Source organism: Limimaricola variabilis (assembly GCF_014195545.1).
GTDB classification, from domain to species: Bacteria; Pseudomonadota; Alphaproteobacteria; order Rhodobacterales; family Rhodobacteraceae; genus Limimaricola; species Limimaricola variabilis.
Map to the genome: position 1 here is coordinate 69,929 of NZ_JACIBX010000008.1, position 26,280 is coordinate 96,208.

23 protein-coding genes are annotated in these 26,280 nt (G+C 69.7%); 7 read left to right on the plus strand and 16 right to left on the minus strand.

Annotation, left to right across the window (positions count from 1 at the left end):
- Window positions 1-53: 53 nt before the first annotated feature.
- The 3 genes from glcF to FHS00_RS11415 are packed head-to-tail and all read right to left on the minus strand — an operon-like array spanning window position 54 to window position 3,890.
- Entirely contained in the window at window positions 54-1,343 is a 1,290-nt protein-coding gene (glcF, locus tag FHS00_RS11405; RefSeq protein WP_183473414.1) for a glycolate oxidase subunit GlcF, read from the minus strand.
- Window positions 1,344-1,353: 10 nt separating this feature from the next.
- Window positions 1,354-2,463, minus strand: coding sequence for an FAD-binding protein (locus FHS00_RS11410; RefSeq protein WP_183473417.1), 1,110 nt, complete (start codon window positions 2,461-2,463; stop codon window positions 1,354-1,356).
- A complete protein-coding gene (locus FHS00_RS11415; RefSeq protein WP_183473420.1) occupies window positions 2,460-3,890 on the minus strand; it encodes an FAD-linked oxidase C-terminal domain-containing protein in 1,431 nt (476 codons plus the stop codon). The genes FHS00_RS11410 and FHS00_RS11415 overlap by 4 nt, the downstream gene beginning before the upstream one ends.
- Before the next feature lie 103 nt (window positions 3,891-3,993).
- Here FHS00_RS11415 and FHS00_RS11420 point away from each other — a divergent pair, with 103 nt between their 5' ends.
- On the plus strand, window positions 3,994-4,686 hold the full coding sequence (locus FHS00_RS11420; protein ID WP_183473423.1) for a DUF599 domain-containing protein: 693 nt from the start codon (window positions 3,994-3,996) through the stop codon (window positions 4,684-4,686).
- An 86-nt stretch (window positions 4,687-4,772) separates the two neighbouring features.
- Here the strand turns inward: FHS00_RS11420 and FHS00_RS11425 are convergent, their stop codons facing one another.
- The 4 genes from FHS00_RS11425 to FHS00_RS11440 are packed head-to-tail and all read right to left on the minus strand — an operon-like array spanning window position 4,773 to window position 11,528.
- A complete protein-coding gene (locus FHS00_RS11425; RefSeq protein ID WP_183473426.1) occupies window positions 4,773-6,845 on the minus strand; it encodes a hypothetical protein in 2,073 nt (690 codons plus the stop codon).
- Entirely contained in the window at window positions 6,842-9,625 is a 2,784-nt protein-coding gene (locus FHS00_RS11430) for a DUF4159 domain-containing protein (protein ID WP_183473428.1), read from the minus strand. The genes FHS00_RS11425 and FHS00_RS11430 overlap by 4 nt, the downstream gene beginning before the upstream one ends.
- Window positions 9,625-10,515 carry a DUF58 domain-containing protein gene (locus FHS00_RS11435; RefSeq protein WP_183473431.1) on the minus strand — a complete coding sequence of 297 codons (891 nt, stop codon included), beginning with the start codon at window positions 10,513-10,515 and terminating at the stop codon, window positions 9,625-9,627. Before FHS00_RS11435 ends, FHS00_RS11430 begins: the two co-directional genes overlap by 1 nt.
- Window positions 10,512-11,528, minus strand: coding sequence for an AAA family ATPase (locus FHS00_RS11440; protein WP_246391269.1), 1,017 nt, complete (start codon window positions 11,526-11,528; stop codon window positions 10,512-10,514). Before FHS00_RS11440 ends, FHS00_RS11435 begins: the two co-directional genes overlap by 4 nt.
- Window positions 11,529-11,587: 59 nt before the next feature.
- Here FHS00_RS11440 and FHS00_RS11445 point away from each other — a divergent pair, with 59 nt between their 5' ends.
- The gene (locus FHS00_RS11445) at window positions 11,588-12,175 is read left to right on the plus strand and encodes a DUF1285 domain-containing protein (RefSeq protein ID WP_183473433.1); all 588 of its coding nucleotides are present in this window, start codon (window positions 11,588-11,590) and stop codon (window positions 12,173-12,175) included.
- A gap of 226 nt (window positions 12,176-12,401) precedes the next feature.
- On the opposite strand, the gene FHS00_RS11450 is transcribed toward FHS00_RS11445, so the two are convergent.
- Window positions 12,402-13,880 (minus strand): NAD-dependent succinate-semialdehyde dehydrogenase, encoded by a 1,479-nt coding sequence (locus FHS00_RS11450; RefSeq protein WP_183473436.1) that lies wholly within the window; start codon window positions 13,878-13,880, stop codon window positions 12,402-12,404.
- A gap of 79 nt (window positions 13,881-13,959) precedes the next feature.
- On the opposite strand from FHS00_RS11450, the gene FHS00_RS11455 reads away from it, so the two are divergent.
- Entirely contained in the window at window positions 13,960-14,742 is a 783-nt protein-coding gene (locus tag FHS00_RS11455) for an alpha/beta hydrolase (protein WP_183473439.1), read from the plus strand.
- A gap of 71 nt (window positions 14,743-14,813) precedes the next feature.
- On the opposite strand, the gene FHS00_RS11460 is transcribed toward FHS00_RS11455, so the two are convergent.
- A complete protein-coding gene (locus FHS00_RS11460) occupies window positions 14,814-15,794 on the minus strand; it encodes a P1 family peptidase (protein WP_183473442.1) in 981 nt (326 codons plus the stop codon).
- 219 nt (window positions 15,795-16,013) lie between these two features.
- On the opposite strand from FHS00_RS11460, the gene FHS00_RS11465 reads away from it, so the two are divergent.
- Genes FHS00_RS11465 through FHS00_RS11475 form a run of 3 tightly spaced genes read left to right on the plus strand, consistent with a single transcriptional unit; the run spans window position 16,014 to window position 17,855 of the window.
- Complete coding sequence (locus FHS00_RS11465; protein WP_183473445.1) at window positions 16,014-16,856, plus strand: L,D-transpeptidase; 843 nt, start codon at window positions 16,014-16,016, stop codon at window positions 16,854-16,856.
- Window position 16,857: 1 nt separating this feature from the next.
- Window positions 16,858-17,190 carry a hypothetical protein gene (locus FHS00_RS11470; RefSeq protein WP_183473448.1) on the plus strand — a complete coding sequence of 111 codons (333 nt, stop codon included), beginning with the start codon at window positions 16,858-16,860 and terminating at the stop codon, window positions 17,188-17,190.
- Between the two features lie 53 nt (window positions 17,191-17,243).
- On the plus strand, window positions 17,244-17,855 hold the full coding sequence (locus tag FHS00_RS11475) for a DUF1523 family protein (protein WP_183473451.1): 612 nt from the start codon (window positions 17,244-17,246) through the stop codon (window positions 17,853-17,855).
- On the opposite strand, the gene FHS00_RS11480 is transcribed toward FHS00_RS11475, so the two are convergent.
- On the minus strand, window positions 17,852-18,697 hold the full coding sequence (locus FHS00_RS11480; protein WP_183473454.1) for a helix-turn-helix transcriptional regulator: 846 nt from the start codon (window positions 18,695-18,697) through the stop codon (window positions 17,852-17,854). The genes FHS00_RS11475 and FHS00_RS11480 overlap by 4 nt on opposite strands.
- A gap of 101 nt (window positions 18,698-18,798) precedes the next feature.
- Here FHS00_RS11480 and rpe point away from each other — a divergent pair, with 101 nt between their 5' ends.
- Window positions 18,799-19,485 (plus strand): ribulose-phosphate 3-epimerase, encoded by a 687-nt coding sequence (gene rpe, locus FHS00_RS11485; RefSeq protein WP_183473457.1) that lies wholly within the window; start codon window positions 18,799-18,801, stop codon window positions 19,483-19,485.
- Window positions 19,486-19,651: 166 nt separating this feature from the next.
- On the opposite strand, the gene FHS00_RS11490 is transcribed toward rpe, so the two are convergent.
- The 6 genes from FHS00_RS11490 to malE form a co-directional block, all read right to left on the minus strand.
- Complete coding sequence (locus FHS00_RS11490; protein WP_183473460.1) at window positions 19,652-20,485, minus strand: NAD-dependent epimerase/dehydratase family protein; 834 nt, start codon at window positions 20,483-20,485, stop codon at window positions 19,652-19,654.
- Between the two features lie 11 nt (window positions 20,486-20,496).
- The gene (locus tag FHS00_RS11495; protein ID WP_183473463.1) at window positions 20,497-21,684 is read right to left on the minus strand and encodes an NAD(P)/FAD-dependent oxidoreductase; all 1,188 of its coding nucleotides are present in this window, start codon (window positions 21,682-21,684) and stop codon (window positions 20,497-20,499) included.
- Between the two features lie 116 nt (window positions 21,685-21,800).
- Window positions 21,801-22,130: a hypothetical protein gene (locus FHS00_RS11500; protein ID WP_183473466.1), complete on the minus strand. Its 330-nt coding sequence runs from the start codon at window positions 22,128-22,130 to the stop codon at window positions 21,801-21,803.
- A gap of 258 nt (window positions 22,131-22,388) precedes the next feature.
- The gene (malG, locus tag FHS00_RS11505) at window positions 22,389-23,279 is read right to left on the minus strand and encodes a maltose ABC transporter permease MalG (protein ID WP_183473469.1); all 891 of its coding nucleotides are present in this window, start codon (window positions 23,277-23,279) and stop codon (window positions 22,389-22,391) included.
- Window positions 23,276-24,820, minus strand: a complete 1,545-nt coding sequence (gene malF / locus FHS00_RS11510; RefSeq protein WP_183473472.1) for a maltose ABC transporter permease MalF — start codon at window positions 24,818-24,820, stop codon at window positions 23,276-23,278. The genes malG and malF overlap by 4 nt, the downstream gene beginning before the upstream one ends.
- A 112-nt stretch (window positions 24,821-24,932) precedes the next feature.
- Entirely contained in the window at window positions 24,933-26,099 is a 1,167-nt protein-coding gene (gene malE, locus FHS00_RS11515) for a maltose/maltodextrin ABC transporter substrate-binding protein MalE (RefSeq protein ID WP_183473475.1), read from the minus strand.
- Between the last annotated feature and the right edge of the window lie 181 nt (window positions 26,100-26,280).

The following is a 26,280-nucleotide window of genomic DNA, read 5'->3' on the forward strand; positions in this document are numbered from 1 at the left end:
GCGTGCGACCCATGCGCGAGACTAGGACAGCGCGCGACCGCTTCAAAGCCCCATCAAGCGAATTGTTCCGAAATCGCGGACGGTTGTGGACCCCCCGTCGCCCAATCGAGAAGCTGCACCGAATGCACCACCGGGATGTCGGTGCCACGGCCGATCTGCATCATGCAGCCGATATTGCCGGCGGCGATCAGCTGCGGTTTCAGCACTTCGAGCGTCTCGACCTTGCGGTTGCGCAGTTCGGCCGAAATCTCGGGCTGCATCAGGTTGTAGGTGCCCGCCGAGCCGCAGCACAGATGGCTGTCCGCCGGCTCCAGCACCTCGAAGCCGACCTGCTTCAGCAGCGCCTTCGGTCCGGCCTTGAGCTTCTGGCCGTGCTGCAGCGAGCAGGCGGCATGATAGGCGACGCGCACCGGTTCGGCCTTGACCAGCTTAGGCAGGCCCAGCTCGGCCACGACCTCGGTCACGTCGCGGCACAGCCCGCCGATCCGCGTGGCTTCGGCCTCCAGCTCGTGGCCCGCGAACATGTGGCCGTAATCCTTCATCGTGGTGCCGCAGCCGGAGGTGTTGATCACCACCGCGTCGAGCCCCTCGATCGAGGCCATGGAGCGGATCAGCTTGGCCGCAGTGCCGCGCGCCTCGTCGTGCTTGCCCATATGCTCGGTCAGCGCGCCGCAGCAGCCGACGCCCTCGGGGATCACCACCTCGCAGCCGAGCCGGGTGAGAAGCCGGATCGTCGAGTCGTTGATATCCGTGTCCAGAGCGCGCTGGGCGCAGCCGATCGACAGGCCGACGCGCATCCGCCGCTCGCCCTTGGCCGGAAACACCTGCGGGTCGTCGTTGCGCGACACCGGCGGAAGCTTGGCGGGCGCCATCTCGAGCATCGCGCGCAGCCGCTTGTCCGGCATCAGCCCCTTGAAGGGCTTGCCGATCCGGGCCGCGAGCAGCGCCAGCCGGAACCGGCCCGGATAGGGCAGGATCCGCGACAGCACCCAACGCAGGAAGCGGTCCATCGGCGGGCGTTCGTAGTTCTTTTCGATATAGCCGCGCGCCTGGTCGATCAGGTGGCCGTAATGCACCCCCGAGGGACAGGTGGTCATGCAGGCGAGGCAACCGAGGCAGCGGTCGAGATGGGTGACCGTCTTGTCGTCGGGGATGCGCTCGTTCTCGAGCATGTCCTTGATCAGGTAGATCCGGCCGCGCGGCGAATCCAGCTCGTCGCCCAGCACCTGGTAGGTCGGACAGGTCGCGGTGCAGAAGCCGCAATGCACGCAGGAGCGCAGGATCGCATTGGCCTCGGCGGTCTTGGGATCGCGCAGCTGCGCAGGCGTGAAATTGGTCTGCATGGGGTCTCCGTCAGGCGGCGAGGATGCCGCGCGGGTCGAATGTCTCGCGCAGGCCGCGGGTCAGCGCCTGCAGTGCCAGCGGTTCGGGCTGGAGCGTGTGAAGCTTCGCATGGGTCTCGGGCGTGGCGCGCAGGAGCGTCGCATGGCCGTCATAGCGGCCGAGCTTCGCGCGCAGATCGTCGCCTTCCGCGGTCAGCAGCCAGATCAGCCCGCCGCCCCAGTCGTAGAAGGCGCGCTTGGCCCCGGCTCTGGCGACGAGGTCGGCGGCTTGGCTTGGCCGCACCGAGACGCGCCATACATCGCCTTGCTCTCCGTGGAAGGGGGCGACGTCGCGGATGCCGCGCCATTCGGCCAGCACCGCCTCGCGGTCGGTCTCGATCTCCCAGTCGCCATGCGGGGCCAGCCGCTCGGCCAGCGCCTTGCAGCGATAAGCGACGGATGGCGCGAAGCCCTCGATCCTGAGCACGGTGCGCGGCCCGCCCTCGGCATGCGGGTCATGCGCCGCGCCGGACACCTCGAAGGGCGTGCCGAGCGCCGCCGACATGGCGCGCACCGCCGCGGCGTCGTCGAGCCCGCGGGCCACGAGATTGGCGCAGGTCTCGGTGCCGGGCAGCACCTTGAGGGCAACCTCGGTGATCACGCCCAGTGCACCCCGGCTGCCGGCGACCAGCCGGGCGAGGTCGTAGCCGGTGACGTTCTTCATAACCCGGCCGCCATTCTTGACGATGGTCCCTTCGCCATCGACGAAGCGCAGCCCGAGCAGGTGATCGCGCGCGGCCCCCACTTGCATCCGGCGCGGCCCCGAGACGTTGGCCGCGACGACGCCGCCGATGGTCGGCGTGCCGGTCGTGCCAAGGAGGCCGCGATGGTCCATCGGCTCGAAGGCGAGGCGCTGGTTCGCCTCGGCCAGCGCCGCCTCGATCTCCTCGACCGGGGTGCCGGCCCGCGCCACCAGCGTCAGCGCCGCCGGGTCGTGCAGGGTGATGCCGGTCAGGCCCGAGGTGGTCAGCGCCTCGCCCGCGGGCAGGGGCCCGCGCGTGCCGCCGCCGCGCACCGAGATCGGCCCGTGCGCCGCGCGCACCGCCTCGGCCAGCTCGGCCTCGGATGCCGGCCGGATCATGCCCGCCGCCCTTCGCTGACGTCGAGCGGAAAGACCTTGGCCGGGTTGAGGAGCCATTTCGGATCGAACACGTCCTTCACCTTCATCTGCGCCTCGAGATCCTCGCGGGCGAACTGCACGCTCATTAGGTCGCGCTTCTCGACGCCGACCCCGTGCTCGCCGGTGAGGCAACCGCCCACCTCGACGCAGAGCCGCAGGATGTCGGCGCCCATCTCCTCGCATTTCTCCAGATCGCCCTCCTTGTTCGCATCGAACAGGATCAGCGGATGCATGTTGCCGTCACCGGCGTGGAACACGTTGGCGACGCCGAGGCCATACTGGTCGCTCAACTCGCCGATGCGCTTCAGTACCTCAGGCAGGGCCGAGACCGGAATCGTGCCGTCGAGGCACATGTAGTCATTGATCTGCCCCATGGCGCCGAAAGCCGATTTGCGCCCCAGCCAGATCCGCGCCGCCTCGTCGGAGTCCTGCGCCGCGCGGATTTCCACGGGGTCGTGGTCGCGGGCGATCTTCAGGATGGTGTCGAGCTGGTAACTGATCTCGTCGGCCGAGCCCTCGACCTCGACGATCAGCAGCGCCTCGCAGTCGGGATAGCCGGCCTTGGCGAAGGCCTCGCAGGCGCGGATGCAGGGGCGATCCATGTATTCGATGGCGACGGGCAGCACGCCGGCCTTGATGATGTCGGCCACGCAGGCGCCCGCCGCCTCGGCGCTGTCATAGCCCATCATCACCGGCAGCGCGCCTTCGGGCTTGGGCAGGATCCGCAACGTGGCTTCGGTCACGACGCCGAGTTGACCTTCCGAGCCGCAGATCACGCCCAGCAGGTCGAGCCCGCCCGCATCCATATGCGCGCCGCCGATCTCGATCACGGTGCCGTCCATCTGGACCATGGTCACGCCGAGCAGGTTGTTGGTCGTCACCCCGTATTTCAGGCAATGCGCGCCGCCCGAATTCATCGCGATGTTGCCGGCGATCGCGCAGGCGAGCTGGCTCGACGGGTCGGGGGCATAGAAGAAGCCCAGCTCCTCGACCGCGCCCGTCACGCTCAGATTGGTGCGCCCGGTCTGGACACGGATGATCCGGTCATCTGTGTCGATCTCCAGCACGCGGTTCATCCGCGAGACGCCGAGGATCACCGAATCGGCGGTGGGCAACGCGCCACCGGCGAGCGAGGTGCCCGAGCCGCGCGGCACCACCGGCACGTTCTCCTCGTGGCACACCCTGAGCGCCGCCGAGACTTCCTCGGTTGTGGCGGGCAGCACGACGCAGAGCGGCGGGCAACGATAGGCGGTCAGCGCGTCGCACTCATAGGCGCGGGTCTCGGCCGGGTCGTGGATCACGCCACGCGCCCCCAGGACCTCGGTGAGGCGCTGCACGACCTGTGCCTTCTTCGCCATGATCTTGGCGTCGGGGGATGGCATCTGCATGGAACATCTCCTGTGCCGCAAGGGAGGCTTCGCGGATTGGTAAAGAAATATAACCAAACCTCCCCCATGGCAAGCGCCTCACGCCCCGGCTAGGTTGCGCAGCATGAACCCGCTCGACAGCCTGCCGCATCTGACGCCTCTCGACCTTCTGGGCCTCGCGCTCCTGTGGCTGGGCTATTGGGCGATCGGCTGGCGGATCGAACATCCGGGGCGGCGGCCGTCGGTGACGGTGCTGATGGCCGAGCATCGCCGCGAATGGATGCGGGCCTTCGTGCAGCGTGGCAACCGGATCTTCGACGCGACGATCATGGGCAGCCTGCGGCAGGGAACCTCGTTCTTCGCTTCGACCTGCCTTCTGGCCGTGGGCGGGGTTCTGGCGCTGATCGGCAACACTGAACCGCTGCAGGGCGTGGCCGAGGGGTTCGGGCAGGGGCGCCAGCCCGCCGTTCTTTGGCAGATCAAGCTGCTGCCGGTGGCGCTGTTGCTGACCCACGCCTTTCTCAAATTCGTCTGGGCGCACCGGATCTTCGGCTATTGCTCGGTGCTGATGGCCTCGGTGCCCAACGAGGCGAGCGACCCGCGCGCGCTGCCGCGCGCGATGCAGGCGGCGGAGCTGAACATCCGCGCCGCCTGGAACTTCAATCGCGGCCTCAGGGCGATGTATTTTGCGCTGGGCGCCGTGGCTTGGCTGTTGGGGGGCTGGGCGCTGGTGCTGGCGATGACGGCGGTGCTGTGGCTGCTGTGGAGCCGGGAATTCGCCTCCGTCCCGCGCGCGGTGCTTCTGGAGCAGGGCTGAGCGGGCGTCATGCGTGTCGCCCCGTCGGTGAGGCGGCGGCGGGGCGCGCCGATCCGCCGTTCCTCATGACATCTGGTCAGCCCCGCCTAGCGCCGCGCCTCGCGCAGCCAGGCGCCGATCATCAGCGCCGCCGCCAGGAGCAGCATCGCCCAGGCCGGGACCAGCGGGATCATGGTGAGGTCGAGGGTGCGGTAGGCACCGCGCGGGGTGATCCCGATCCAGCCGCGCCCGGCGGCCGGGCGGCCCGGCCGGACCTCGCGCAGGGCAGGCAGGCCCTCTTCGATCGCCTTGATGCCGCCGCGCGCGGGGGCGACGATCTCCTCCAGCACCGCGCCATCGGCAGTGGTCTCCTCGAATTCGCGCGGGGCGGCGGGGCCGAGGGCGATCACCGCCGACTGGTCCCCCTCCGAAAGCCGGTAGAGTCCCATCATCGGCGCGGCCCAGATCGCCTCGAACCGGCCCGGCTCGGTTTCCTCGAGCGGCACTTCGGTCTCGCCACCATCGGGGCCGGTCACGCTGACCGGGCCGATCTTCTCGGCCAGCGACCGGCGCACGATCCGCATGGTCAGCCCCGAGGGCTCGGCCCAGAGCGCTTCTTCTTCAAGCTCCGGCTCCTTCATCATCCAATGCGCCAGCCGGCGCAGCAGATCGAGCTGCGGCCCGCCGCCATCATAGCCCCGGCCCCAGAGCCAGACCTGGTCGGAAGCCAGCAACGCCACCCGCCCGTCGCCGACGCGGTCGAGCGCCAGAAGCGGCCCGCCGGGCCCGGTGAGCGCCACGGTGGCGCTCTGGGTCGGGTCGATCTGCACCTGCCTGAACCAGCGGCCCCAATGCGGCTCCAGCGGCGCGTCCTCGGCATCGAGCCAGGGATCGGCGAGCCCCGCGGTGACCGGGTGGCGCGCACCAAGCTCGGTCAGCTCGGGGCGGAAGGCCCGTTCGACCACCCGGGCGCTGGGCGCGCCCGGCAGCACGAAACCCAGCGGACTGCGGAAGATGCTGTCGACGCCTGCATATTCCGGCCCGGCCGTGACCAGCACCGCGCCGCCTTCCTCGACGTAGCGGGCGACATTGGCGAAATACTCGGATGGCAGGATGCCCCGCCGGCGGTAGCGGTCGAAGACGATCAGGTCGAACTCGTCGATCTTCTCGATGAACAGCTCGCGGGTCGGGAAGGCGATCAGCGACAGCTCCTCGACCGGCACGCCGTCCTGCTTTTCGGGCGGGCGCAGAATGGTGAAATGCACGAGATCGACCGAGGGGTCGGATTTCAGCAGGTTGCGCCATGTCCGTTCGCCCGCATAGGGCTCGCCCGAGACCAGCAGCACCCGCAAGCGATCCCGCACGCCGTTGATCTGCACGACGCTCTGGTTGTTGCGCGCGGTCAGTTCGCCCTCGACCTCGGGCGTGGCGAATTGCAGCACGTTCATGCCGCCATGCGGCAGCGCCACCGGCAGGCGGATGTCGCGACCGAGCGGCACCTCGAAGCGCATCGGCTCGCCGCCATCGACGGCGATGGTCAACGGCACGGTGCCGCCGGAGGCTGGAGCGGCGCCGCTGTCCTCAACCCGTAGCGTCAGCTCGACTTCCTCGCCCAGGATGGCGAAGGCGGGGGCGTTGCGCACCACTAGCCGACGGTCCCAGTCGCTTTCCCGACCGGTCAGCAGCACATGCGCAGGCGCCGGCAGATCTGGGGCGCGCGCCGCGTCGTGCAGCCGTCCGTCGGTCAGCATCACGATCCCCGCGACCCGGCCCGCCGGTTCCTCGGCCAGCGCCTCGGACAGCGCGCCCATGAGTTGCGTGCCGCCATCCTCCGGCGCGTCGCCCAGCCGCACCACGCGCAGTTCGGTGTTCTCGCGCGCCGCGACCTTGCGGCGCAGATCCTCGAGCGCCGCCTCGGCCTGCGCCGGGCGGTCCGACAGGCCCTGGCTCGCGCTTTCGTCGACGACGGCCACCACGATGTCAGACAGCGGCTGGCGTTCCTCGCGCCGGAGCGCCGGGTTCGACAGGCCGAGGATCAGCGCCAGCCCCGCCAGCACCCGGAGCCACCAGCCCGGCAGGCCGCGCCACAGTGCCAGAGCCGCCGCAAGGATGGTGAGCGCCGCCAGCGCCGCCAGCGCGGCCCAGGGCAGGAGCGGGTCGAAGATCACCGTGCCGTTCACTGGCCGAGCCTTTCGAGCAGCGCCGGCACGTGTACCTGGTCGGATTTGTAGTTGCCGGTCAGCACATGCATCACCAAGTTCACCCCGAAGCGGAACGCCATCTCGCGCTGGCGCTCGCCCGCCATGCCGCGCCCGACCGGGTAGAGCGGCATGCCGATCTCGTCCATCGCCCAGGCCGAGGCCCAGTCATTGCCGCCGATCACCACCGGCGTGACGTTGTCGTTGAGATTGCGGAAAGGCATGCCCGGCGTCGGTTCCTCGTCGGGGGCGGCCTCGACCCAGACGGCACGGCCCTGATGGCGTCCGGGAAAATCCTGCAGCAAGTAGAAGGTGCGGGTGAGCACGTGATCCTCCGGCACCGGCGAGAGCGGCGGAATGTCGAGCGGCCGGGCGATCGCCTGCAGCCGCCGCCCTTCGGGCGTGGTCGTGCCGAGCCCGGCGATGCCTGCATCGCGGGTGTCGAACACGATCATGCCGCCGCCGCGCAGATAGGCGTTGAGTTTGTCATAGGCTGCGCCGGAGGGGATCGGGGTCTCGGCTGTGACCGGCCAGTAGAGAAGAGGGAAGAAGGCCAGTTCGTCGGTCTCGGGATCGACGGCCATCGGCGCGGCGGGCTCGACCGAGGTGCGCTGCCACAGCGTCCGGCCCAGCCCCTCGAGCCCGGCGCGGGCAATCTCGTCGACCTGCGGATCGCCCGACAGCACGTGGCCCAGCACCACCGAGCCGGTGGCCGCTTGGGCGAAGGCCTCGACGCCGGGATCCATCCGCGCCTCGGCCGGCACGCCTGCCTGCGCCTGCGCCTCAGAGACGGGCGGCAGCAGCAGCGCCAGCAGCAGCAGGGCGACGCCGCGGCGCAGCCGCCCGCCGACCGCGAGCGAGGCCAGCGTGTCGAGCGCCATGAGCGCCACGGCCAGCGCCAGCAGCGCGCCGCCGAGCGGACGTTCCGCCGGACGATCGAGCCCCTCGACCGCAATCCGGGCCGGCCAGCGGGCCGGGGCGAGGGTGGTGTCGGCCCGCGTGACGTTGAGCGCGAAGCGCCCGGCCTCGCCCTCGTAGAGGCCTGGCGGCAGCTCGGGGCCGAGCTCTCCGCGGGCCAGGTCTTCGCCGGCCACGGCGGCGCGGGTGTCGGTGGCAGTCAGCCGGCCCTGCGCGTCGAGCAGTTCGGCCGGTTGCCAGCTGGTGCCGGCGAGATCGGCGGCCGCGTCGGCCTCGGTACGGGCGGAGATGGCGAGACGTTCGAGCATCGACACGAACAGCCCCGAGAGCGGCAGTGACGACCACTCGGCATTGGCGGTGACGTGGAACAGCACGACCTGCCCGTCGCCCTGTTCCTTGCGTGTGACCAGCGGCGTGCCGTCCGAAAGCTGCGCGATGACACGCGCGGCGAGCTCGGGGCCGGGCTGGGCCACGACCTGCGCCCGCACGGTGACGTCCCCGGGCACGGCCAGCCCATGGAACGGGCTGTCGGTGTCGAAGGGGGCGATGGTCTTGGGCTCGCCCCAGCTCATCGTGCCACCAACGGAGCGGCCCCCGGCGCGCAGCCGCACCGGCATCAGCGGGTCGTCCCCGGCGCGCCCGGCGTCCGACGCGGCGAGGCGGGGGCCCGCGAACCGCAGCAGCAGCCCGCCCGCATCGACCCAGTCCTGCAGGGCCTCGGCCTCGGCGGGCGGCAGGCTGCCGGCATCGGCCAGCACGATCACGTCCGGATTGGCGGGGATCAGCGTCGCGAGATCGCCCGAGACGAGGTCCGCCTGCGGCGCGAGCGCCACGCGCAGGTAGTGCAGCGGCGAGAGCAGCGCGCCGGCCTCGCGTGCCGCGCGGCTCTCCACCAGCCCGACCTCGCGGCGCCGCAGCGCGTCGTCGGTGAGGGCGACGGCAGCGGCGGAGCGCGCGGTCTCTATCTCGAAACGGGTGACACGGTTGCGCAGCTCGGGCGGCAGCGACAGGGCGGCGCGCGCGACCGCCTCGCCCGGGGCGAAGTCGAGGGTCGCGGTGGCCAGCCGCCGCTCGACCCCGGCCGGGTCAAGGCCATGCGCCGCCACATCGGCCTGCGCCGCGCCGCCGGTCGGGGTGCGGACCGCTTCGAGCGCGATCTCGGCGCCGTCGAGCACTGGTGGGCGCAGCGCGAGGATCCGGCGCGGGGTCTGGATCACCCGCACCTCGCCATGGGATTCGAGCGCTGCCAGCAGGTCCTCGCGCCCTTCGCGGGCGAGGCCGTCCGACAGCCAGACCGTTTCGAACCGGCCTTCCAGCCCGTCGCTCCACGCCGAGAGGGCCTGCGGATCGAGCTCCCACGGTTTCGGGGCGAGGCCGGGCAGGGTACCAAGCACCGCCTCGGCCGGATCGAAGCGGATCTCGTCGGGCAGATCGGTCAGCACCGTGACGGCGGCGGGACGACCGGCGCGGCGCGCTTCGGAGAGAAGCGCCTCGATCCGCTCGATCCGCACCGGCCAGTCACGGGCGTCGGCCCATGTGCCGTCCGCCACGACCAGCAGCGGCCCGCTGCCCGGCGCCGGGCGCTCGGCTGGGTTCAGCACCGGCCCGGCGAAGCCGATGATCGCGGCAGCGACGGCGAGGATGCGCAGCAGCAGCAGCCACCAGGGCGTGCGGTCGGACTGGTTCTCGCGGTCGTCGAGCCCCAGCAGCAGCGCCACGCCGGGGAAGCGGCGGCGCAGCGGCGCGGGCGGCACCGCGCGTAGGATCAGCCACAGCACCGGCAGCAGCACCAGCCCGGCCAGCAGCCAGGGCGAGAGAAAACCGACAGGGCCGAGGCTCCACATCAGCGCCGCTCCAGCGCCGCGTAGAGCCACAGCAGCGCGGCGGCGGCGCTCGTATCGGTGCGATGGGTGGAGAACTGCCAACCGGTGAGCCGCGCGAGGCCTGCCAGCCGGTCGCGGCGCTGGGCCAGCCGTTCGAGATAGCGGTCGCGCAGATCGCCCGCCTTCAGCGTCTCGTGGCGCAGTGCGCCGGTCATGCTCTCGAAGATCGTGCGGCCATCATAGGGAAACGCCTCTTCGGCCGGGTCGAGCACCTGCAGCAGCGCGCCCTGCACGCCGCGATCGGCCGCCTCGGTCAGCATCGCCTCGACCGGCTCGACCGGGCCGAGAAAGTCCGAGACCAGCACCGCGCGGGAGCGCGGCGCGAGATCGCGCGCCTGCGGGACGCCGTGATCGCCCTCCGCATCCTGCGACAGCAGCGCGGCGAGCCGGGTCAGCTGGCCCGCGCCGCGCCGCGGCGGCAGTCGGGCATCGGCGAGGCCGACCCGCTCGCCGCCCCGGGTCAGCAGCACCGCCAGCGCCAGCGCCACCAGCCGCGCCCGGTCGCCCTTGGGCGCCAGCTTAACGGTCGAGGCAAAGCGCATCGCCGCGCCGTCATCGACCCACAGCGCGACGCTCTGGGCGATCTGCCATTCCTTCTCCTGCACGAATGTCTGGTCGGCACGGCCGGAGCGGCGCCAGTCGATGGCGCGCGCGGTGTCGTGCGGCTGCGCCGCCCGGTACTGCCAGAAATTGCTGCCGGCGCCGGCGCGCCTGCGGCCATGCTCGCCCATCAGCACCGTGCGGGCGAGCTGTTCGGCCTCCGCGAGCAGCGGCGGCAGCGGAGCGGCGAGGTGTTCGGCCCGGCTCCGGAGACCGAGCGTCGTGCTGTCCGGGGCCGCCGCGGCGGTCACGCCGCCGCCTCGACCCGCGTCACCTGCGCCGCCGCGCGCTCGATCAGCCCGGGCAGGGTTTCGCCCCGCGCGCGGGCCGCGAAGCCAAGCGCCATGCGATGCTCCAGCACCGGCACGGCGAGCCGGGCGACGTCCTGCGGCCCCGGCGCCAGCCGCCCATCGAGCAGTGCTTCGGCACGCACCGCGAGCATCAGCGCCTGCGCGGCGCGCGGCCCGGGTCCCCAGCTCACCGACTCGCGGATCTCGGACAACGCCTCGGCCCCATCGGGACGGCAGGCGCGGACGAGGTCGAGGATCAGCTCCATGACGTTCTCGCCCACCGGCATCCGGCGCAGCAGGCGCTGGGCGTCGATCAGCTCGCTGGCGGAGAACACCGCCTGCGCCTCGGCCTCCTCGATGCCGGTGGTGGCCAGCAGGATCGCCCGCTCGGTGTCGCGGTCGGGGTAGGGCACGTCGATCTGGAACAGGAACCGGTCGAGCTGCGCCTCGGGCAGCGGATAGGTGCCCTCCTGCTCCAGCGGGTTCTGAGTCGCCAGCACGTGGAAGGGCGGCCCGAGCCGGCGGTGCTGCCCGGCGATGGTCACCTCGCGTTCCTGCATCGCCTGCAGCAGCGCCGACTGGGTGCGCGGGCTGGCGCGGTTGATCTCATCCGCCATCAGCAGCTGGCAGAACACCGGCCCCTCGATGAAGCGGAAGGCGCGCGAGCCGTCGGCGCCGGTCTCGAGCACCTCGGAGCCGAGGATGTCGGCGGGCATCAGGTCGGGGGTGAACTGGATGCGGTTGCCGTCGAGTCCCATCACCGTCGACAGCGCCTCGACCAGCCGGGTCTTGCCCAGACCGGGCAGGCCCACGAGCAGCGCATGGCCACCGCAGAGCAGCGCCGACAGCGTCAGCTCGACCACCCGCTCCTGGCCGACGAAGCGCCGCGCCACGCTGTCGCGGGCCAGGGCCAGCCGGTCGCCCAGCGCCTCGATCCCGGCAAGGAGATCGGTGTCGTTCATCTGCTCGGGCATGACAGCCTTCCCGTCCTGATCTACTATCGCGGTCTCAGCAGATACCGTGACGGGTAGGGATGGCAAACACAAAGAACGGTGAGGGATCGGCCGCACCATCGGCGGAAAGCCTCGCATCCGCGGCCGGAAAGGCGGGCGCACGGGGACCGGCACCGGTGCATCTGTGGAACCCGCCCTATTGCGGCGAGATCGACATCCGCATCGCCCGCGACGGCACCTGGTTCCACGAGGGCACGCCTATCGGGCGCGAGCGGATGGTCAAGCTCTTCGCCTCGATCCTCAAGCGCGAGGAGGGCCGCCATTTCCTCGTCACCCCGGTCGAGAAGGTCGGCATCGTCGTCGAGGACGCGCCCTTCGTCGCGGTCGACGTCGCGCGCGTCGGCGACGACCTGCGCTTCACCACCAATCTGGGCGAGTGGGCGCTGGCCGGGCCGGAGCACCCGATCCGGGTGGTGCGCGACGCCGCCACCGGAGAGCCCGCCCCCTATGTCGAGATCCGCTCGGGCCTCGAGGCGCTGATCGACCGCAAGAGCTTCTACCGGCTGGTCGAGCTGGGCGAGACGGCGCCGTATGAGGGCGAGGACTGGTTCGGGGTGCGCTCGGGCGGGGTATTCTTCCCGATCATCCCCTCGGCCGAACTGCCTTGACGCGCACGTGGAAGCCCCGGGGGGACTTCCACGGCACGCGTCAAAGGGCAGAACTCGTAAAGACGACGCCACGGGGCTGCACCGGACGTCGACCTATCCTGCAACATGACTGCGACAATTAGGAGACAATCACCCCCTCCGAGGCCGGATCGCCGGCCCCGGAGGGGGTGATGCACAGGTGCTGGGCGCGGATGCCCCTGCGTCAGGCAGCCGGTTGACTGATCCGTCAGACCGATGCGCAGAGATATTTCATCTCAAGATAGTCCTCGATCCCGTGCCGCGAGCCCTCGCGGCCCAGCCCCGACTGCTTCACGCCGCCGAAAGGCGCCACCTCGGTCGAGATGATTCCGGTGTTGATGCCGACGATGCCGTATTCCAGCGCTTCGGCCACCTTGGTCACGCGGGAGAGGTCCTTGGCGTAGAAATACGAGGCGAGGCCGAAGATCGTGTCGTTCGCCATCTCGATCACCTCGTCCTCGTCCTCGAAGGCGAAGATCGGTGCGAAGGGGCCGAAGGTCTCCTCATGGGCCACCTTCATGCCCTGTTTCGCACCGGTGACCACCGTGGGCTGAAAGAACTGACCGCCGAGGTCGTGCGCCTCGCCGCCGGTGAGCAGGGTGGCGCCGTTGTCGAGCGCGTCCTTGAGGTGCTCGCGCACCTTGTCGATCGCCTTCGGCTCGATCAGCGGACCGAGATCGGTGCCGTCGGTGAGCCCGTCGCCGACGCGCAGCTTCTCGACCGCGGCCTTCAGCTTCTCGGCAAAGGCGTCATGCACGCCCTTCTGCACGTAGATCCGGTTGGCGCAGACGCAGGTCTGGCCGTTGTTGCGGAACTTGCACTGGATCGCACCCTCGACCGCCGCATCAAGATCGGCGTCGTCGAAGACGATGAAGGGTGCGTTGCCGCCCAGCTCCATCGAGCATTTCATCACCTGGTCGGCGGCTTGCCGCAGCAGGATGCGGCCCACCTCGGTGGAGCCGGTGAAGGTCAGCTTGCGCACCTTTGGGTTCTCGCAGAACTCCTTGCCGATCTCCGAGGCGCTGTCGGAGGTGACGACCGAGAATACGCCCTCGGGCACGCCTGCCTCTTCGGCCAGCACCGCCATGGCAAGCGCCGAGAGCGGCGTCTGCGAGGCGGGGCGGATCACGAAGGAGCAACCGGCCGCCAGCGCCGGGGCGACCTTGCGGGCGATCATCGCGTTGGGGAAGTTCCAGGGCGTGATCCCGGCGGCGACGCCGATCGGCTGACGGATCACGGTGATCCGCTTGTCGGGCATGTGGCCGGGGATGGTCTCGCCATAGACGCGCTTTGCCTCCTCGCCGAACCATTCGACGAAGCTGGCGCCATAGGCCACCTCGGCCCGGGCCTCGGTCAGCGGCTTGCCCTGTTCGGCGGTCATCAGGATCGCCAGATCCTCCTGATGCTCCATCATCAGGTCGTACCAGCGGCGCAGGATCTTGGCGCGCTCCTTGCCGGTTTTCGCGGCCCAGGGCTTCTGCGCAGCATAGGCGGTGTCGATGGCGCGGGCGACCTCGGCCCGGCTCAGATCGGGCACCGAGGCCAGCACGTCGCCACGGGCTGGGTTGGTGACTTCGAAGGTCGCGCCGTCCTCGGCCGCGACCCACTTGCCCCCGAGAAAGGCGCGGTCGCGTAGCAGGTCCGGGCGCTTGAGCAGTGACTTGATGTCGGTGCGGTCGTCGAGCATGACTTGTCCTCCAGAGGTTCGGGCGCATCCTTCACCGCGAGGGTAGGGCAGGTCCAGCCCCGGAACAGGGAGGACGAGGATGACCAGTCGCGCCGAGATCGACGAGGCCTATGCCAATGCCAGCCACATCCCCGGCGGCATGGAATATCCGGCGCGCTGGGCCGCTGCTGCCGCCGCCTTCCGCGAAGACCATCCGCCGCAGGAAATCGCCTATGGCGATGGCGCACGTCAGCGGCTCGACTTGTTCCGCCCCGAGGGCCCGGCGCGCGGCACGGTGGTGTTCGTGCATGGCGGTTTCTGGCGCGCCTTCGACAAGAGCGCATGGTCGCATCTGGCAGCGGGCGCGCTGGCGCATGGCTGGGCCGTGGCGATGCCCTCTTATACCCTGGCGCCCGAGGCCCGCATTTCGTCGATGACCCGCGAAATCGAAGCGGCAATCGGCGCGGTGGCCGGGGCGGTGCCGGGCAAGCTGCGCCTCGCGGGGCATTCGGCGGGCGGGCATCTGGTGGCGCGCATGGCCTGCGCCGATCTCGCGCCCGGCTGGCGCGACCGGGTGGAGCGGATCGTGCCGATCTCGCCGCTGGCCGACCTGCGGCCGCTGATCGTGGCCACGATGAATGACGATCTGCGGCTCGACATGGCCGAGGCCGAGGCGGAGAGCCCGGCGCTGCGCGATCAGGTTGATTTGCCGATGACGGTCTGGGTCGGCGCGGCCGAGCGGCCCGCCTTCATCGAACAGGCCTGGCTGCTCGCCGGGCGGCGCAACTGCCCGTTGGTCGAGGCGCCGGGGCGGCACCATTTCGACGTGATCGAGGAGCTGGCCGAGCCCGACAGCCCGCTGATGACCGCGCTCCTGAGCTGAACTCGAGCGCCCTCATCGCGCGTATCTCGGTTTTTGCCGAGGCCCGTGATGGCCGGGAATGGTCGGCGGGATCAGCCGAACCGTTCCTGCCAGCACGGCTGCGACCCGTTCGGGGCGGCATGGTACACCGCGCGGGCGATGGCGCGGGCGAGACAGACAGCCGCTGCATGGCCGAGCCACAGCGCATCGGTCACGGGCTCGGCCAGCGGCCGCGCGCCGGTCGCGGCGGCGAAGACCAGATCTCCATCGAGCGGCGTATGGGCGGGCAGCAGGGCCCGGGCGATGCCGTCCTGCGCGGCCACCGCCATCCGCAGGCAGCCCGCCTTGTCGAGTATTGCATCGGTGGCGACGACGGCGATGGTCGTGGCCTCGCCCGGCCGGGCGAGCTTGGTCGGCGGCGGACCGGGCGGCGGCATGGCAGGACCCAGCCCACCGAACTCCGCCCCGACCTCCCACGGTGCCGCCCAGAAATGGGGGCCGCCGCCGATGCAGGCCGACCCGACCGCGTTCACCGCCACCAGCGCTCCGACCGTGTGGCCGCTCTCCAACATGACCGATGCCGTGCCTAGGCCGCCGCGCAGATCCGCGGTCGTCGCACCAAAACCTGCGCCATGGCTGCCCTCAACCAGCTCTGACCCTGCCGCCTCGAGTGCGGCGCGGCCCAGCGCGGCATAGGGGTTCGCGCTCCAACCCTTGTCGCCGCCATTGCCGAGGTCGAACAGGATCGCGGCCGGCACGATCGGCACGCGCTGCCCCGCCGCCTCGAAGCCGCGCCCCATCGCGCGCAGCCCCTCGGCCACGCCCGACGCCGCGTCGAGCCCGAAGGCCGAGCCGCCGGAAAGGACCAGCGCGTCGACGCCCTGGACCATCTTGTCGGGGGCGAGCAACTCGGTTTCGCGGGTGCCGGGTGCGCCCCCGGTCACCGCGACCGAGGCCGCGAAGGGCGCCTCGGCGGTCACGACGGTGACGCCCGAGCGCAGCACGGCGTCGTGGGCCTGCCCCACCAGAAGCCCGGCAACATCGGTAAGGGCATTGCGCGGGCCTGTCCTCATCGCGCCATGCTCAAGCAGAATTGACCGCCGCTGGCCCCGCCATGAGACGGGGCAGGGAAGTGGCGTCGGCCGTAAAACCCTGATTCCGCTGCCATCACCCTTCCCATTCATCGAATGCCACGCCTACCGGCGCAAATGCCCTTCGGGGAACCGCGAACATTGCGGTTCCGGACCGTGATGATAGGTTGCCGGGAAACCTTGCGTCAAAGGCTGCCATTCATGAAGTCCAATACTCCCGCGCTCACGCGCCGTCGACTGCTGACCGGCGCGGCCGCATTGACCGTACTGCCCGCCTGCGCGGCGCAGGTGCCTACCACCGTCGCCACCTCGTCCGAACAGGAGATCGGCGGCGTGCCGTTGAGCCAGATCGTCGATGGCTATGGCCTGATCGAGGATGCCGGGTACCGCCTGCCGCCGGTGCCGCCGAAATACCTCCAGGGGCTGAACCGCCGCGCCTACGTGCCCTATCGGGGCTACGAGTCCGCCGGCACGATCGAGGCCGACCTGCACGCCAAGCTGCTCTACTGGATCGAGCCGGGCGGCATGGCCTGGCGCTTTCCGATCGGCGTCGGCCGTCAGGGCCTGTCGATGTCCTACGACACGGTCATCAAGCGCAAGCAGGAGTGGCCGAGCTGGACGCCGACCCAGAACATGCTGCGGCGCGAGCCGGAGATCTATGGCGAGTATGCCGGCGGCGTTCCGGGCGGTCTCGCCAACCCGCTGGGTGCACGCGCGCTCTATCTCTACCAGGGCAACCGCGACACCTATTACCGGATCCACGGCACCAACGACTTGGCCTCGATCGGCAATTCGGGTTCGGCCGGCTGCATCCGGATGTTCAATCACGACGTCATCTTCCTCTATCCCAAGGTGCCGCTCGGCACCAAGGTGGTGATCCGCAACCGCGCGGATTCGATCGCGATCGAGGGCGAGGCCGTGGCCAACCGGGGCAGCGAGCTGCCGCCGACCTACGTGCCGCCGGAAGAAATCTACACCGCCGCCGCGCAGAGCGGCCCGCCGCAACTCGGCGCCGCCTCGAACGTCGAGAGCTTCGGCTACTGAGATGGGCTGGGGCCTCGTGCTGCCGGCGCTGGGCCTCGCCCTCGCCGGCTGGGCGGTGCCCCGGCTTCTGGCGCGGCTGTTTCCCGAAGGGGTGCGGCCGCTGCTGTGGCTGGCGCTGACGGCGGCGCTGGCGATGCAGGCGCTGTCGATGGCGCTGTTTCTCGGCCTCTACCTTCTGCAGGGCGTGCCGCTCTCCGAGCTGGTTCGGCCGGGGCACGGATCGCTCCTGCTGCACCTCGCGCGGCTCGGTGCGGCCTCGGCGTTGATCTGGGGGCCGCTCTTGGTGCTGTCGGTGGCCGGGCTGCCCCGGCGTTGGCGACGGGCAAGCTGGTAGCCGTCGGGGCGCCAATGGGCTAACCCATCGGGACACGGGCAAGGAGCGACGCGATGCGCTGGATCGGCTGGATCTTCTGGGGAACGCTGGCGGCGCTGCTGGTGGCGTTGCTGCACTACAACCTGCCACGTCGCGAGATCGTCCGGATCACCGGGGTCGAGATCAAGCTGGAGCGGATCGATCCCGATTCGGTGTTCTGGGCCGCCTCCGAAGGGGGCGCCGCGACCGGCCCCGTCGAGCGCGACGTGCGCTTCATCGACACGGTGCGCGCCGATGGCGGCGTGATGGTCTTTCGCAACGAGGACACCGGCGGCGGCTGGCCGCCCTATTTCAAGTTCGACAGCGCCAACCTGCAGGCCGAGGCACGCAACCTTGTTTCCACCGCCGCCGATCCGCGGTGGGTGGCGATGCGCTACTATGGCTGGCGCATCCCGCTATTGTCGGTCTACCCCAACGCGCTGTCGGTGCGGCCCGTCGACGGGCCGGACGTCCGGCTGATCCCCTGGTTCAACATCGTCGTGCTGACGCTGCTCGTCGCGGTGATCTGGGCGGTCGGCGTGCGGCTGCGGCGCTGGTCGCGCGTGCATGTCTCGCCCTGGCTCGACCGGGGGGACCGGCGCGTGGCCGAATGGAGTGATGCGATCCGGCGGCGGCGCGGTCGCTAGGGCTGAACCACGTCGCGCTGGCGCGCGCGCCGGAACCGCTGCGGCGTCTGGCCATGCGCCTCGCGGAACAGCTTGTGAAAGTGCGACAGGTTCGGCACGCCGCATTCGGCGGCGATCTCGGCCAGGCTGTCGGCGCTGCCGGTCAGGCGCCGCGCGGCGTAGTCCATCCGCTGCGCGTTGATCCAGTCCGAAGGCGACATGTCGAGGAAGCGCCGCATCGACCGGCTAACATGCGGATGCGCCTTGCCGGCCGCGCGTGCGAACCCTGCCGCGCCTTCCTGAAACACCGCCGGGTCGCGCGCCGCCGCGCAGGCGCGTGCCAGCCATACCGGCGCCTGGGCGGGCAGTGGCGCCTCTTCCTCTGTCAGCCCGCAGATGATCGGCAGCAGGAACGCCTCGGCGCCCAGCGCGTCGCGTCGCCCGCGCTCAAGCCTGAGCGCCGCCCGGTTCAGCTCGGCCATCTGCCGGCTGTCGCGGGTCAGCCGCACCGGCGCCGCAGCGCCGGACCAGAACAGCCGCCCGGCGAGGTCGGGATGCCGCCGCGCGAGATCGGTCACCAGATCCGGATGCAGCGTCACCGAGACCACCAGCGCATGCTCGCCCCGGCCCTGAAGCCCGTGCAGATGCCCCGGCCCCGCGCAGATCACGCTACCCTCGGCCAGATCCTCGCGCCCGTCGGGCAGGTGATGGCGCACGCGGCCGTTCTGCACCCAGGCCAGCTCGAAGAAGTCGTGCCCGTGCAGGGCGGGCCGCGCCGGCGAGAGTGCGGCGCGGGTCAGCGCGGCGCATTCGCCGGGGGCGAGGATATCGGCGTGGCGAAGGATGACAGGCGCGTCCGGCATGACGCCACGTTAGCAAGGTTTTCCGCGGATGCGAGAGCCGGTGCGTGACCTGTGCCGCTTTTCGCGCTAGGGCGTGCGCGACAGCAGGAGGAGCCCCGCCGATGACCGTTTTCGACCGCCAGATCAAGATCGCGCCGTCGATCCTTTCCGCCGATTTCGCAGCCTTCGGCGCCGAGGTGCGCGCGATCGAGGCGCAGGGCGCTGATTGGGTCCATGTCGACGTGATGGACGGGCATTTCGTCCCCAACCTGACCTTCGGTCCGCAGTTGGTGAAGGCCATTCGTCCGCATGTGAAGACGGTGATGGACGTGCATCTGATGATCGCGCCGGTCGATCCCTATATCGACGCCTTCGCCGATGCGGGCGCCGACATTCTGACCGCGCATGTCGAGGCCGGGCCGCATATCCACCGCACGCTGCAGGCCATCCGCGGCGCGGGGATGAAGGCGGGCGTCGCGCTCAACCCCGGCACCCCGGCCGAGGCGGTGGCGCCGCTGCTCGACGATGTCGACCTAGTGCTGGTAATGTCGGTGAACCCAGGCTTCGGCGGGCAGAAGTTCATCCATGCCACGATCGACAAGATCGCCGCCCTGCGCGAGATGATCGGCGACCGCGAGATCCATCTCGAGGTCGATGGCGGCGTCGACGTCGCGACCGCGCCGCTCGTCGCCAAGGCGGGCGCCGACGCGCTGGTCGCGGGCTCGGCGGTGTTCCGCGGCGGTTCGGTCGACGAGGCGCAAATCTATGGCGAGAACATCGCCGCGATCCGGGCCGCGGCACGGGGCTGAGCTCGGGCCGCGCACTGGCTGCGGCGGTTCGCCATGCGTATTTGGGGAATGGTGAAGGACCGCGGCGCGCATCCCGGTGGCCGGGCGCGCCATGCCGCTTCACCATTCCGACAAATACGCAAATCCCCCCAGCGACGGCCGCGCTGCCGCCGGGGGCGGGGCGCCGTCAGTCGCCCGCGCTCATCCGCTTGATCGCCGCGACGCCGCTTTCGCCCAGCGGCACAACCGCGAAGGGGCCGCCCAGCGAGCGCTGCGCCGGGTCGGAAGGGTCGGGCGTTTTGGGCGTCGGCAGCAGCCTATCGGCCCAGTCCTCGGCGTTGTCGCGCGGGCGGTAGCCGAGAAAGGCGACCTTGTGATTCGACACAGGCGCGCGGATGTTGGCCGAAACCCCCCAAGCCACGGTAAATCCGGTGACGGGCGTGGTGACGGCCGCCTCGACCAGCCGTACCAGATCGCCATGGCTCAGCCAGGTGTGCAGCGCGCGGGCGTTCTGCGGCTCGGGCGTGCAGGACATAATACGCAGGCACACCGCCTCGAGGCCGCGCTTCTTCCACATCATCCGCCCCATATCCTCGGCGAAGCATTTCGACAGGCCATAGAAGGTGTCGGGGTCGTGCGGCGCGTCGGTGTCGAGACCGGCCATGGTCTCGGACATGCCGGCGGCGTGCACCGATGAGGCGTAGACCACCCGCCGGGCACCGGCCCGGTGCGCTGCCTCCCAGACCGTATAGGCGCCGATGAAGTTCGGGCCGAGCAGCTCCTCGAAAGGGGCCTCGTCGGGGATGGCGCCGAAATGCACGACCATCTCGGCGCCCTGCATCAGCGCCTCGAACGCCGCGAGATCGGTAAGATCGGCTTGCACGAAGCGTTCGTTCGGCAGCAGATCGGCGGGCGCTTCGCGGATGTCGGTGGATACGAGCTCCTCAGCCAGCGCCGCGAGCGGTGCGCGCAGCAAGGATCCCAAGGCGCCGCGCGCGCCGGTCAGGACGATCTTCTTCATGTGGTCTCCCTTCAGATGACGGCCGCCTCGGTCAGCGCCCGGCCCTCGGCCAGGCGGGCGGTCGAGAGCGGCGACAGGTCGATGCTGCGCCACGCGCCGTGGATGATGCGCTCGGCGATGCCGCGCCCGACCGCCGGCGCCTGTTGCAGCCCATGGCCGGAGAATCCGGCGGCGAAATGCAGGTTGGCGACGGCCGGGTGGGGCCCGAGCAGGGCGTTCTGGTCGAGCCGGTTGAAGTCGTAATGCCCGACCCAGGCATTGCGCAACCGGATCCGCTCGAAGGCCGGAACCCGCGCGGCCAGCGCCGGCCAGACCCGGTCCTCCCAGATCGCGTGGTCCATGCCGAAATCCTCGGGGGCACAGGGCGCGTCGGCCTCGGGCGGGCAGCCCGCCATGTAGAGCGCCCCGTCCGAACGCATGTGCACGCCCGAGGGATCGATCGTCAGCGGCAGCTTGCGGGGCAGGGCGTCCTCGGCCTCGAACACGAAGGTGTAGCGCTTGCGCGGCTCGATGGGCAGGTCGATCCCGGCCATCGCCGCGATGCGCGCCGTGCGCGGCCCCGCCGCGGCGACCACCTGGCCGCAGGCGACCCGGCTGCCATCCGACAGGCGCAGCCCGGTGACCCGGTCCCCGTCGCGGTCGAGCCCCACGACCTCGGCTCGCACGGTCTCGACGCCCATGGCCCGGCCTTGGCGGCGGAAGGTGTCGAACATCGTGCCGCCGTCGAAATATCCCTCTTCGCCGGGGTTGTGGCTGCCGAGGATGACGTCGTCGAGCTGCATGAACGGGAAGGCCGCATGCAGCTGCGCGGGCGAAAGCAGCCGCGTGCCCGCGCCGAGGCCTGTTTGCAAGGTTTGGGCCGCGCGCAGCCGTTCGGCCGTTTCCGCATCGCCGGCGAGGTAGAGATAGCCGAAGAAATCCGTGTGCAGCACCGGCGCCTCGGCACCGGCGAAGTCGCGGAACCGGCGGATGAAGTCGAGGCCGAAGCGGCTGATCTCGACGTTGACGGCGGTGCCGAACTGCATCCGGATGCAGGAATTGGTATGGCTGGTCGCGGCGTATTCGAAGCTCGGATCGCGTTCGATCACCAGGATGCGGCCGTCGAAATCCGGGTCGCGCGCCAGCCACCAAGCCACGGCGCTGCCGATCATCGCCCCGCCGATGATCGCCACGTCGCAGGAGGAATTCTCGGTTGCCATGCGCGGAGGCTAGAACGGGAAATCGCGCCGCGAAAGAGGTGGCAGACATGAAAAAAGCGCTCCCGAAGGAGCGCTGTAAGTTGTCCGGGCGAGGCGGCCCGGTAAGGGATAAGGGGTCAGACGGCGCGCAGGACGGCGCCCCGGTCCGTGCGGTGCATCAGCACGGCCAGATCGAGGGCCATGCCGGTCAGTTGCCTGCGCATCGCGCCAGGCCGGCTGCGGGCGCGGCGCGGCAGGCTGACGAGAAGCGTTTCGCGGCGGGGTGGCAGGGCGGGATGGTAGCGAAAGGTCACGGTCACCATCGCCTCTATTCCGTTCGAGAAGCGGTGCCGCCGGACCCGCGAGAACCGGCTGTGGATGAGTTCGACATTGCGGGCGCGGCTGGCCCGATGGCGGGTGACGAGCGTGGCTGCGGAGCCCGAAAACGCGTTTGCCTGATGATACATGCCGCTTTCCTCCGATCCATGTCCCGCGCCGGATGATTAAATCCGAGAGATTGATTAATCATCGGCACAAGGCCCGTGTCATGGCCGATTGTGGCGGGAATGGGGCGGGTGACCCCGGCGATTCTGAAACCCGACGTTGTTTGGAATTCGACCCTACGTAAAAGAAAACTGTTGCAACGCAACACGTTGAAAAACCTATTCAAAAGAATAGCGCCGCGGAGGGACTCCGCGGCGCTGATACCTTGCCGGAGGGGCGGATCAGCCCTTTACGGCGCCATCCGACAGGCCGGAGACGAGGTAGCGCTGGGCGATCAGGAAGACGACCGTGATCGGCAGGCCCGACAGGATCGCGGCGGCGGCGAAGTCGCCCCAGAGATACTTGAACTCGTTGAGATAGAGCCGCGAGCCCACCGCGAGGGTCATCTTGTCTTCGGACCGGATCAGCACGCTGGCGATCGGGTAGTCGTTGATCACCCCGATGAAGCTCAGCACGAAGACCACCGCCATGATCGGCACCGCCAGCGGCAGGAAGATGTAGCGGAAGGTCTGCCAGGGCGTCGCGCCGTCGATCTCGGCGGCCTTGTCGAGCGCGGTATCGACGCTGTCGAAATAGCCCTTGATGGTCCAGATATGCAGGGTGATCTGGCTCAGATAGACGAGGATCAGCGCGGCATGGCTGTTGATGCCAAGAGTCGGGGATACCTCTCCCAGCGCGTCGAAGATCGCGAAGATCGCCACCAGCGCCAGCGTGGTCGGGAACATCTGGATCAGGAACAGCCCGTCGAGCATGCCTTGCTTGCCGCGGATGCGGATGCGCGAGAAGGCGTAGGCCGAGATGGTCGAGAGCGCGAGCACGCCGGCGCTGGCGATCAGCCCGATCTTGATCGAGTTCCACATCCACAGGAGCACCGGGTAGGGCGGCGAGACCACCGTGCCGTCGGCGCGGGTGTAGTCGAGGCCGAAGGCGAGGTACCAGTGCTCCAGTGTCGGGTTTTCGGGCCAGAGCGCCCCGGTGGCGAAGTTGCCTTCCCGAAAGCTGATCGAGACGATCATGAAGAACGGGAACAGGATCAGCACCAGAAAGCCCAGCATGAAGCCATGAGCCGCGATCTTCTTGATCCTCAGGTCGCGCGGGCGTTCGACGATCATCGGCCGGACCTCTTCTGAGCGGCGCGGCGCATGGCCACGAAGTTGGCATAGGAGATGGCGGCCACTACGAGGAAGATCAGCAGCGTGATCGCGCCCGCGAGGCCGAATTGCTGGCCCGAATCCTGAAAGGCGAGGCGGTAGGTGAAAGAGGCGAGGATGTCGGTCTCGCCCGCTGGGATCACCGTGCCGGGGATGTCGGGCCCACCACGGGTCAGCAGCAGGATCAGCACGAGGTTGTTGAAGTTGAAGGCGAAGGCCGCGATCAGCAGCGGCAGGAAGGGCGGGATGATTTGCGGCAGGGTGATGGTGAAGAACACCCGCAGGCTGGAGGCACCCTCGAGAGCGGCGGCCTTCTTGTGGTCTTGCGGCACCGCCTGCAGGAAGCCCATCGCCAGCAGCATCATGTAGGGATAGCCCAGCCAGATATTGACGAAGAGGATCATCACCCGGGCGAGATTGCCGTCGGTGAACCAGTCGGGCCGAAGGCCGAACAGCGCCTCCAGGATCATGTTGATCTCGCCGAAGTTCTGGTTGAACAGCCCGCGGAAAACCAGGATCGAGATGAAGCCCGGCACCGCGTAGGGCAGGATCAGCAGGATCCGGTAGAGCGTCTTGAAACGCAGATGCTCCCATTGGAGGATCACCGCCAGTGTCAGCCCGACGGTAAAGACGCCCAGCACCGACAGCGCCGCGAAGGCGAAGGTCCAGGCGAAGATCGACAGCATCGGGCCGCGCACGCCCTTGGATTCGAGGATGCGCTCGAAATTGTCGAAGCCCACTGCGACGCGCCAGCCCGGCGGCACCGCCTCGCCTTCTGGGGTCTCGAAGAAGCCGGTCTCGTGGTTGGCGGTGAGCTTGAGCCCGTCCGCGCTGCGGGTCAGTTCGCTCTCGCCGGTGCGGACATAGTCGGGCGTGACGCTGGCGAATGTCCGCAGCCCCGCATTGCGCAGGTCGATCTCGTCGGGGGTGGTCAGCGTCAGGCTCTGCAACCCTGCGCGCAGCTTGATCGCGTCGCGCGGGCTCAGCAATTCGAGCGGCGCTGTGCCCGGCGCCAGCGTGACCGCTTCCTCTTCGGCGGCCAGTGTCACCGGCTCCGACAGTAATTCGCTTTCGGGCAGCCAGATGCGGTAGCCGTCGCCGTCGGGTGCCACCGCGAAGGGCTGTTCGGTCGCCGGATCGACGGTGCCGCGTGAGGTCAGGACCTCGATCGTGCGCTCGTAGGAGAGCAGATTGAACGAGGAGTAGTTCGTGAAGCCCAGCCAGATCGTGTAGGCGACCGGAAAGGCGATGAAGACCAGCACCGCCGCCACGCCCGGGAAGATGAAACGCGCGCCGTAGAAGCGGTTGGCGCCGAAGATCACCACAAAGCCGGTGGCGACCGCCAGCAGGATCGCCCCAAAAAGCGGCTGGGCGATCTGGTAGAGGAAGAAGGCGCCATAGAGCATGGCGAGGCCGATCACGGCCACCACGGCGAGGCGCGCCCAAGGCCTGCGCGCGCCTGGGCTCTCAAGCGGAGCGGGCCCCGCATCGGCGATGGTCATGTCGGTGGTCTCCCCGGTGCCGCGTCGCCCGTCCCGAGGCTCCCCCGGCGGCGGCGGGGGCGGGGCCGTTTCGGTCGCGGGGCCGGGGCGGCGGACCGCCCCGGCGCGTCGCTCACTCGCCCTTGATGCGCGCGGCGGCGTCGTCGAGCGCGGCCTGCGGCTCCTGCGCGCCATTGGTGATGTTGGTCAGCGCCGGCTGCATCGCGGCCCAGAACGCGCCCATCTCGGGGTTCGAGGGCATCGGCACGCCATCCTTGGCGACGTCGAGCATGGCGCTCACCTTCTCGTCGTCCTGCGCTTCGGCGGCCGACTGGTCGGCCAGCGCGCCCAGCGCCCCGGTGCCGTTCCAGGTGGCGAGACCCTCATCGGTGAGCAGGTAGCTCTCGATGAATTCCTGCGCGAGATCGAGGTTGGGCGAGGCGGCGTTGAGCGCCAGCGCCTGCACGCCGAGGAAGGGCGGAGCCAGTTCGCCATCGACTTTGGGCAGCGGCGCCACGCCGAAATCGATGCCCGAGCTCGCGAGGTTGGCCCAGGCCCAGGGCCCGTTGATGACCATGGCGACCTCGCCATTGTTCATCGCCCCTTCCATCACACCATAATCGACGCCTTTGGGCATCACGCCGTCCTTGATGAGCGAGGCCAGCACCTCGGCGCCCTCGACCGCGCCCTCGGTGTTCACACCCGAGGTCGAGCCGTCATAGGAGCCGTCGACCTTCTGGAAGGCGAAGCCGCCATTGGCGGCGAGCAGCGGGAAGGTGAAATAGGTGTTGTTGTAGTCCCACAGGATCGGCGCCACGCCCTCGGGCAGCTCCATGGCCGCGATCTCGGAGAAATCGGCCGGCGGGGTGTCGACGAATTCCTTGTTGTAGATCAGGTGCACCGCCTCAACCGCGACCGGATAGCCCCAGGTGGAGCCGTCGAAGGTCACCGCCTCCATGGCAGCGGGCAGGATGCCGTCGGCGAAATCCGCGCCGGGGCTGACCGGGGCGATGATGCCGCCCGTGGCCCATTCGCCAAGGCGGTCATGCGCGTGCATCACGATGTCCGGGCCGTCGCCGGTGGCGGCGGCCTGCTGGAACTTCTCGGGCAGCGGCTCGACCACGGCCACCTCGACCGGCACGCCGAACTCTTCCTCGAAGGTCTTGCCGATCTCGCGCAGCGCGTCGGGGGCGCGGTTGTCGCCGGTCCAGATCAGCAGCTTGCCATCCTCGAAGGCGAGCGCCGGCGCGGCCGACAGCATCAGCAGCGCCACGGCGCCGAGGGTCTTGGTCTTGGTCATGTCATCCTCCCAGATCGTCCCGCCGCCGGGTCCTCCCCACGGCGCGATTCGCGGCACGATAGCAAAACGAACCTCCATCTCAAACCGTTTTGAAAATGAATCCGGAGCATTTCTCTTTTCGTTGCAATCGACGAATGGATGCGCCTAGATTGTCGCTGCAAACGCTTTGAACGACCGGGGG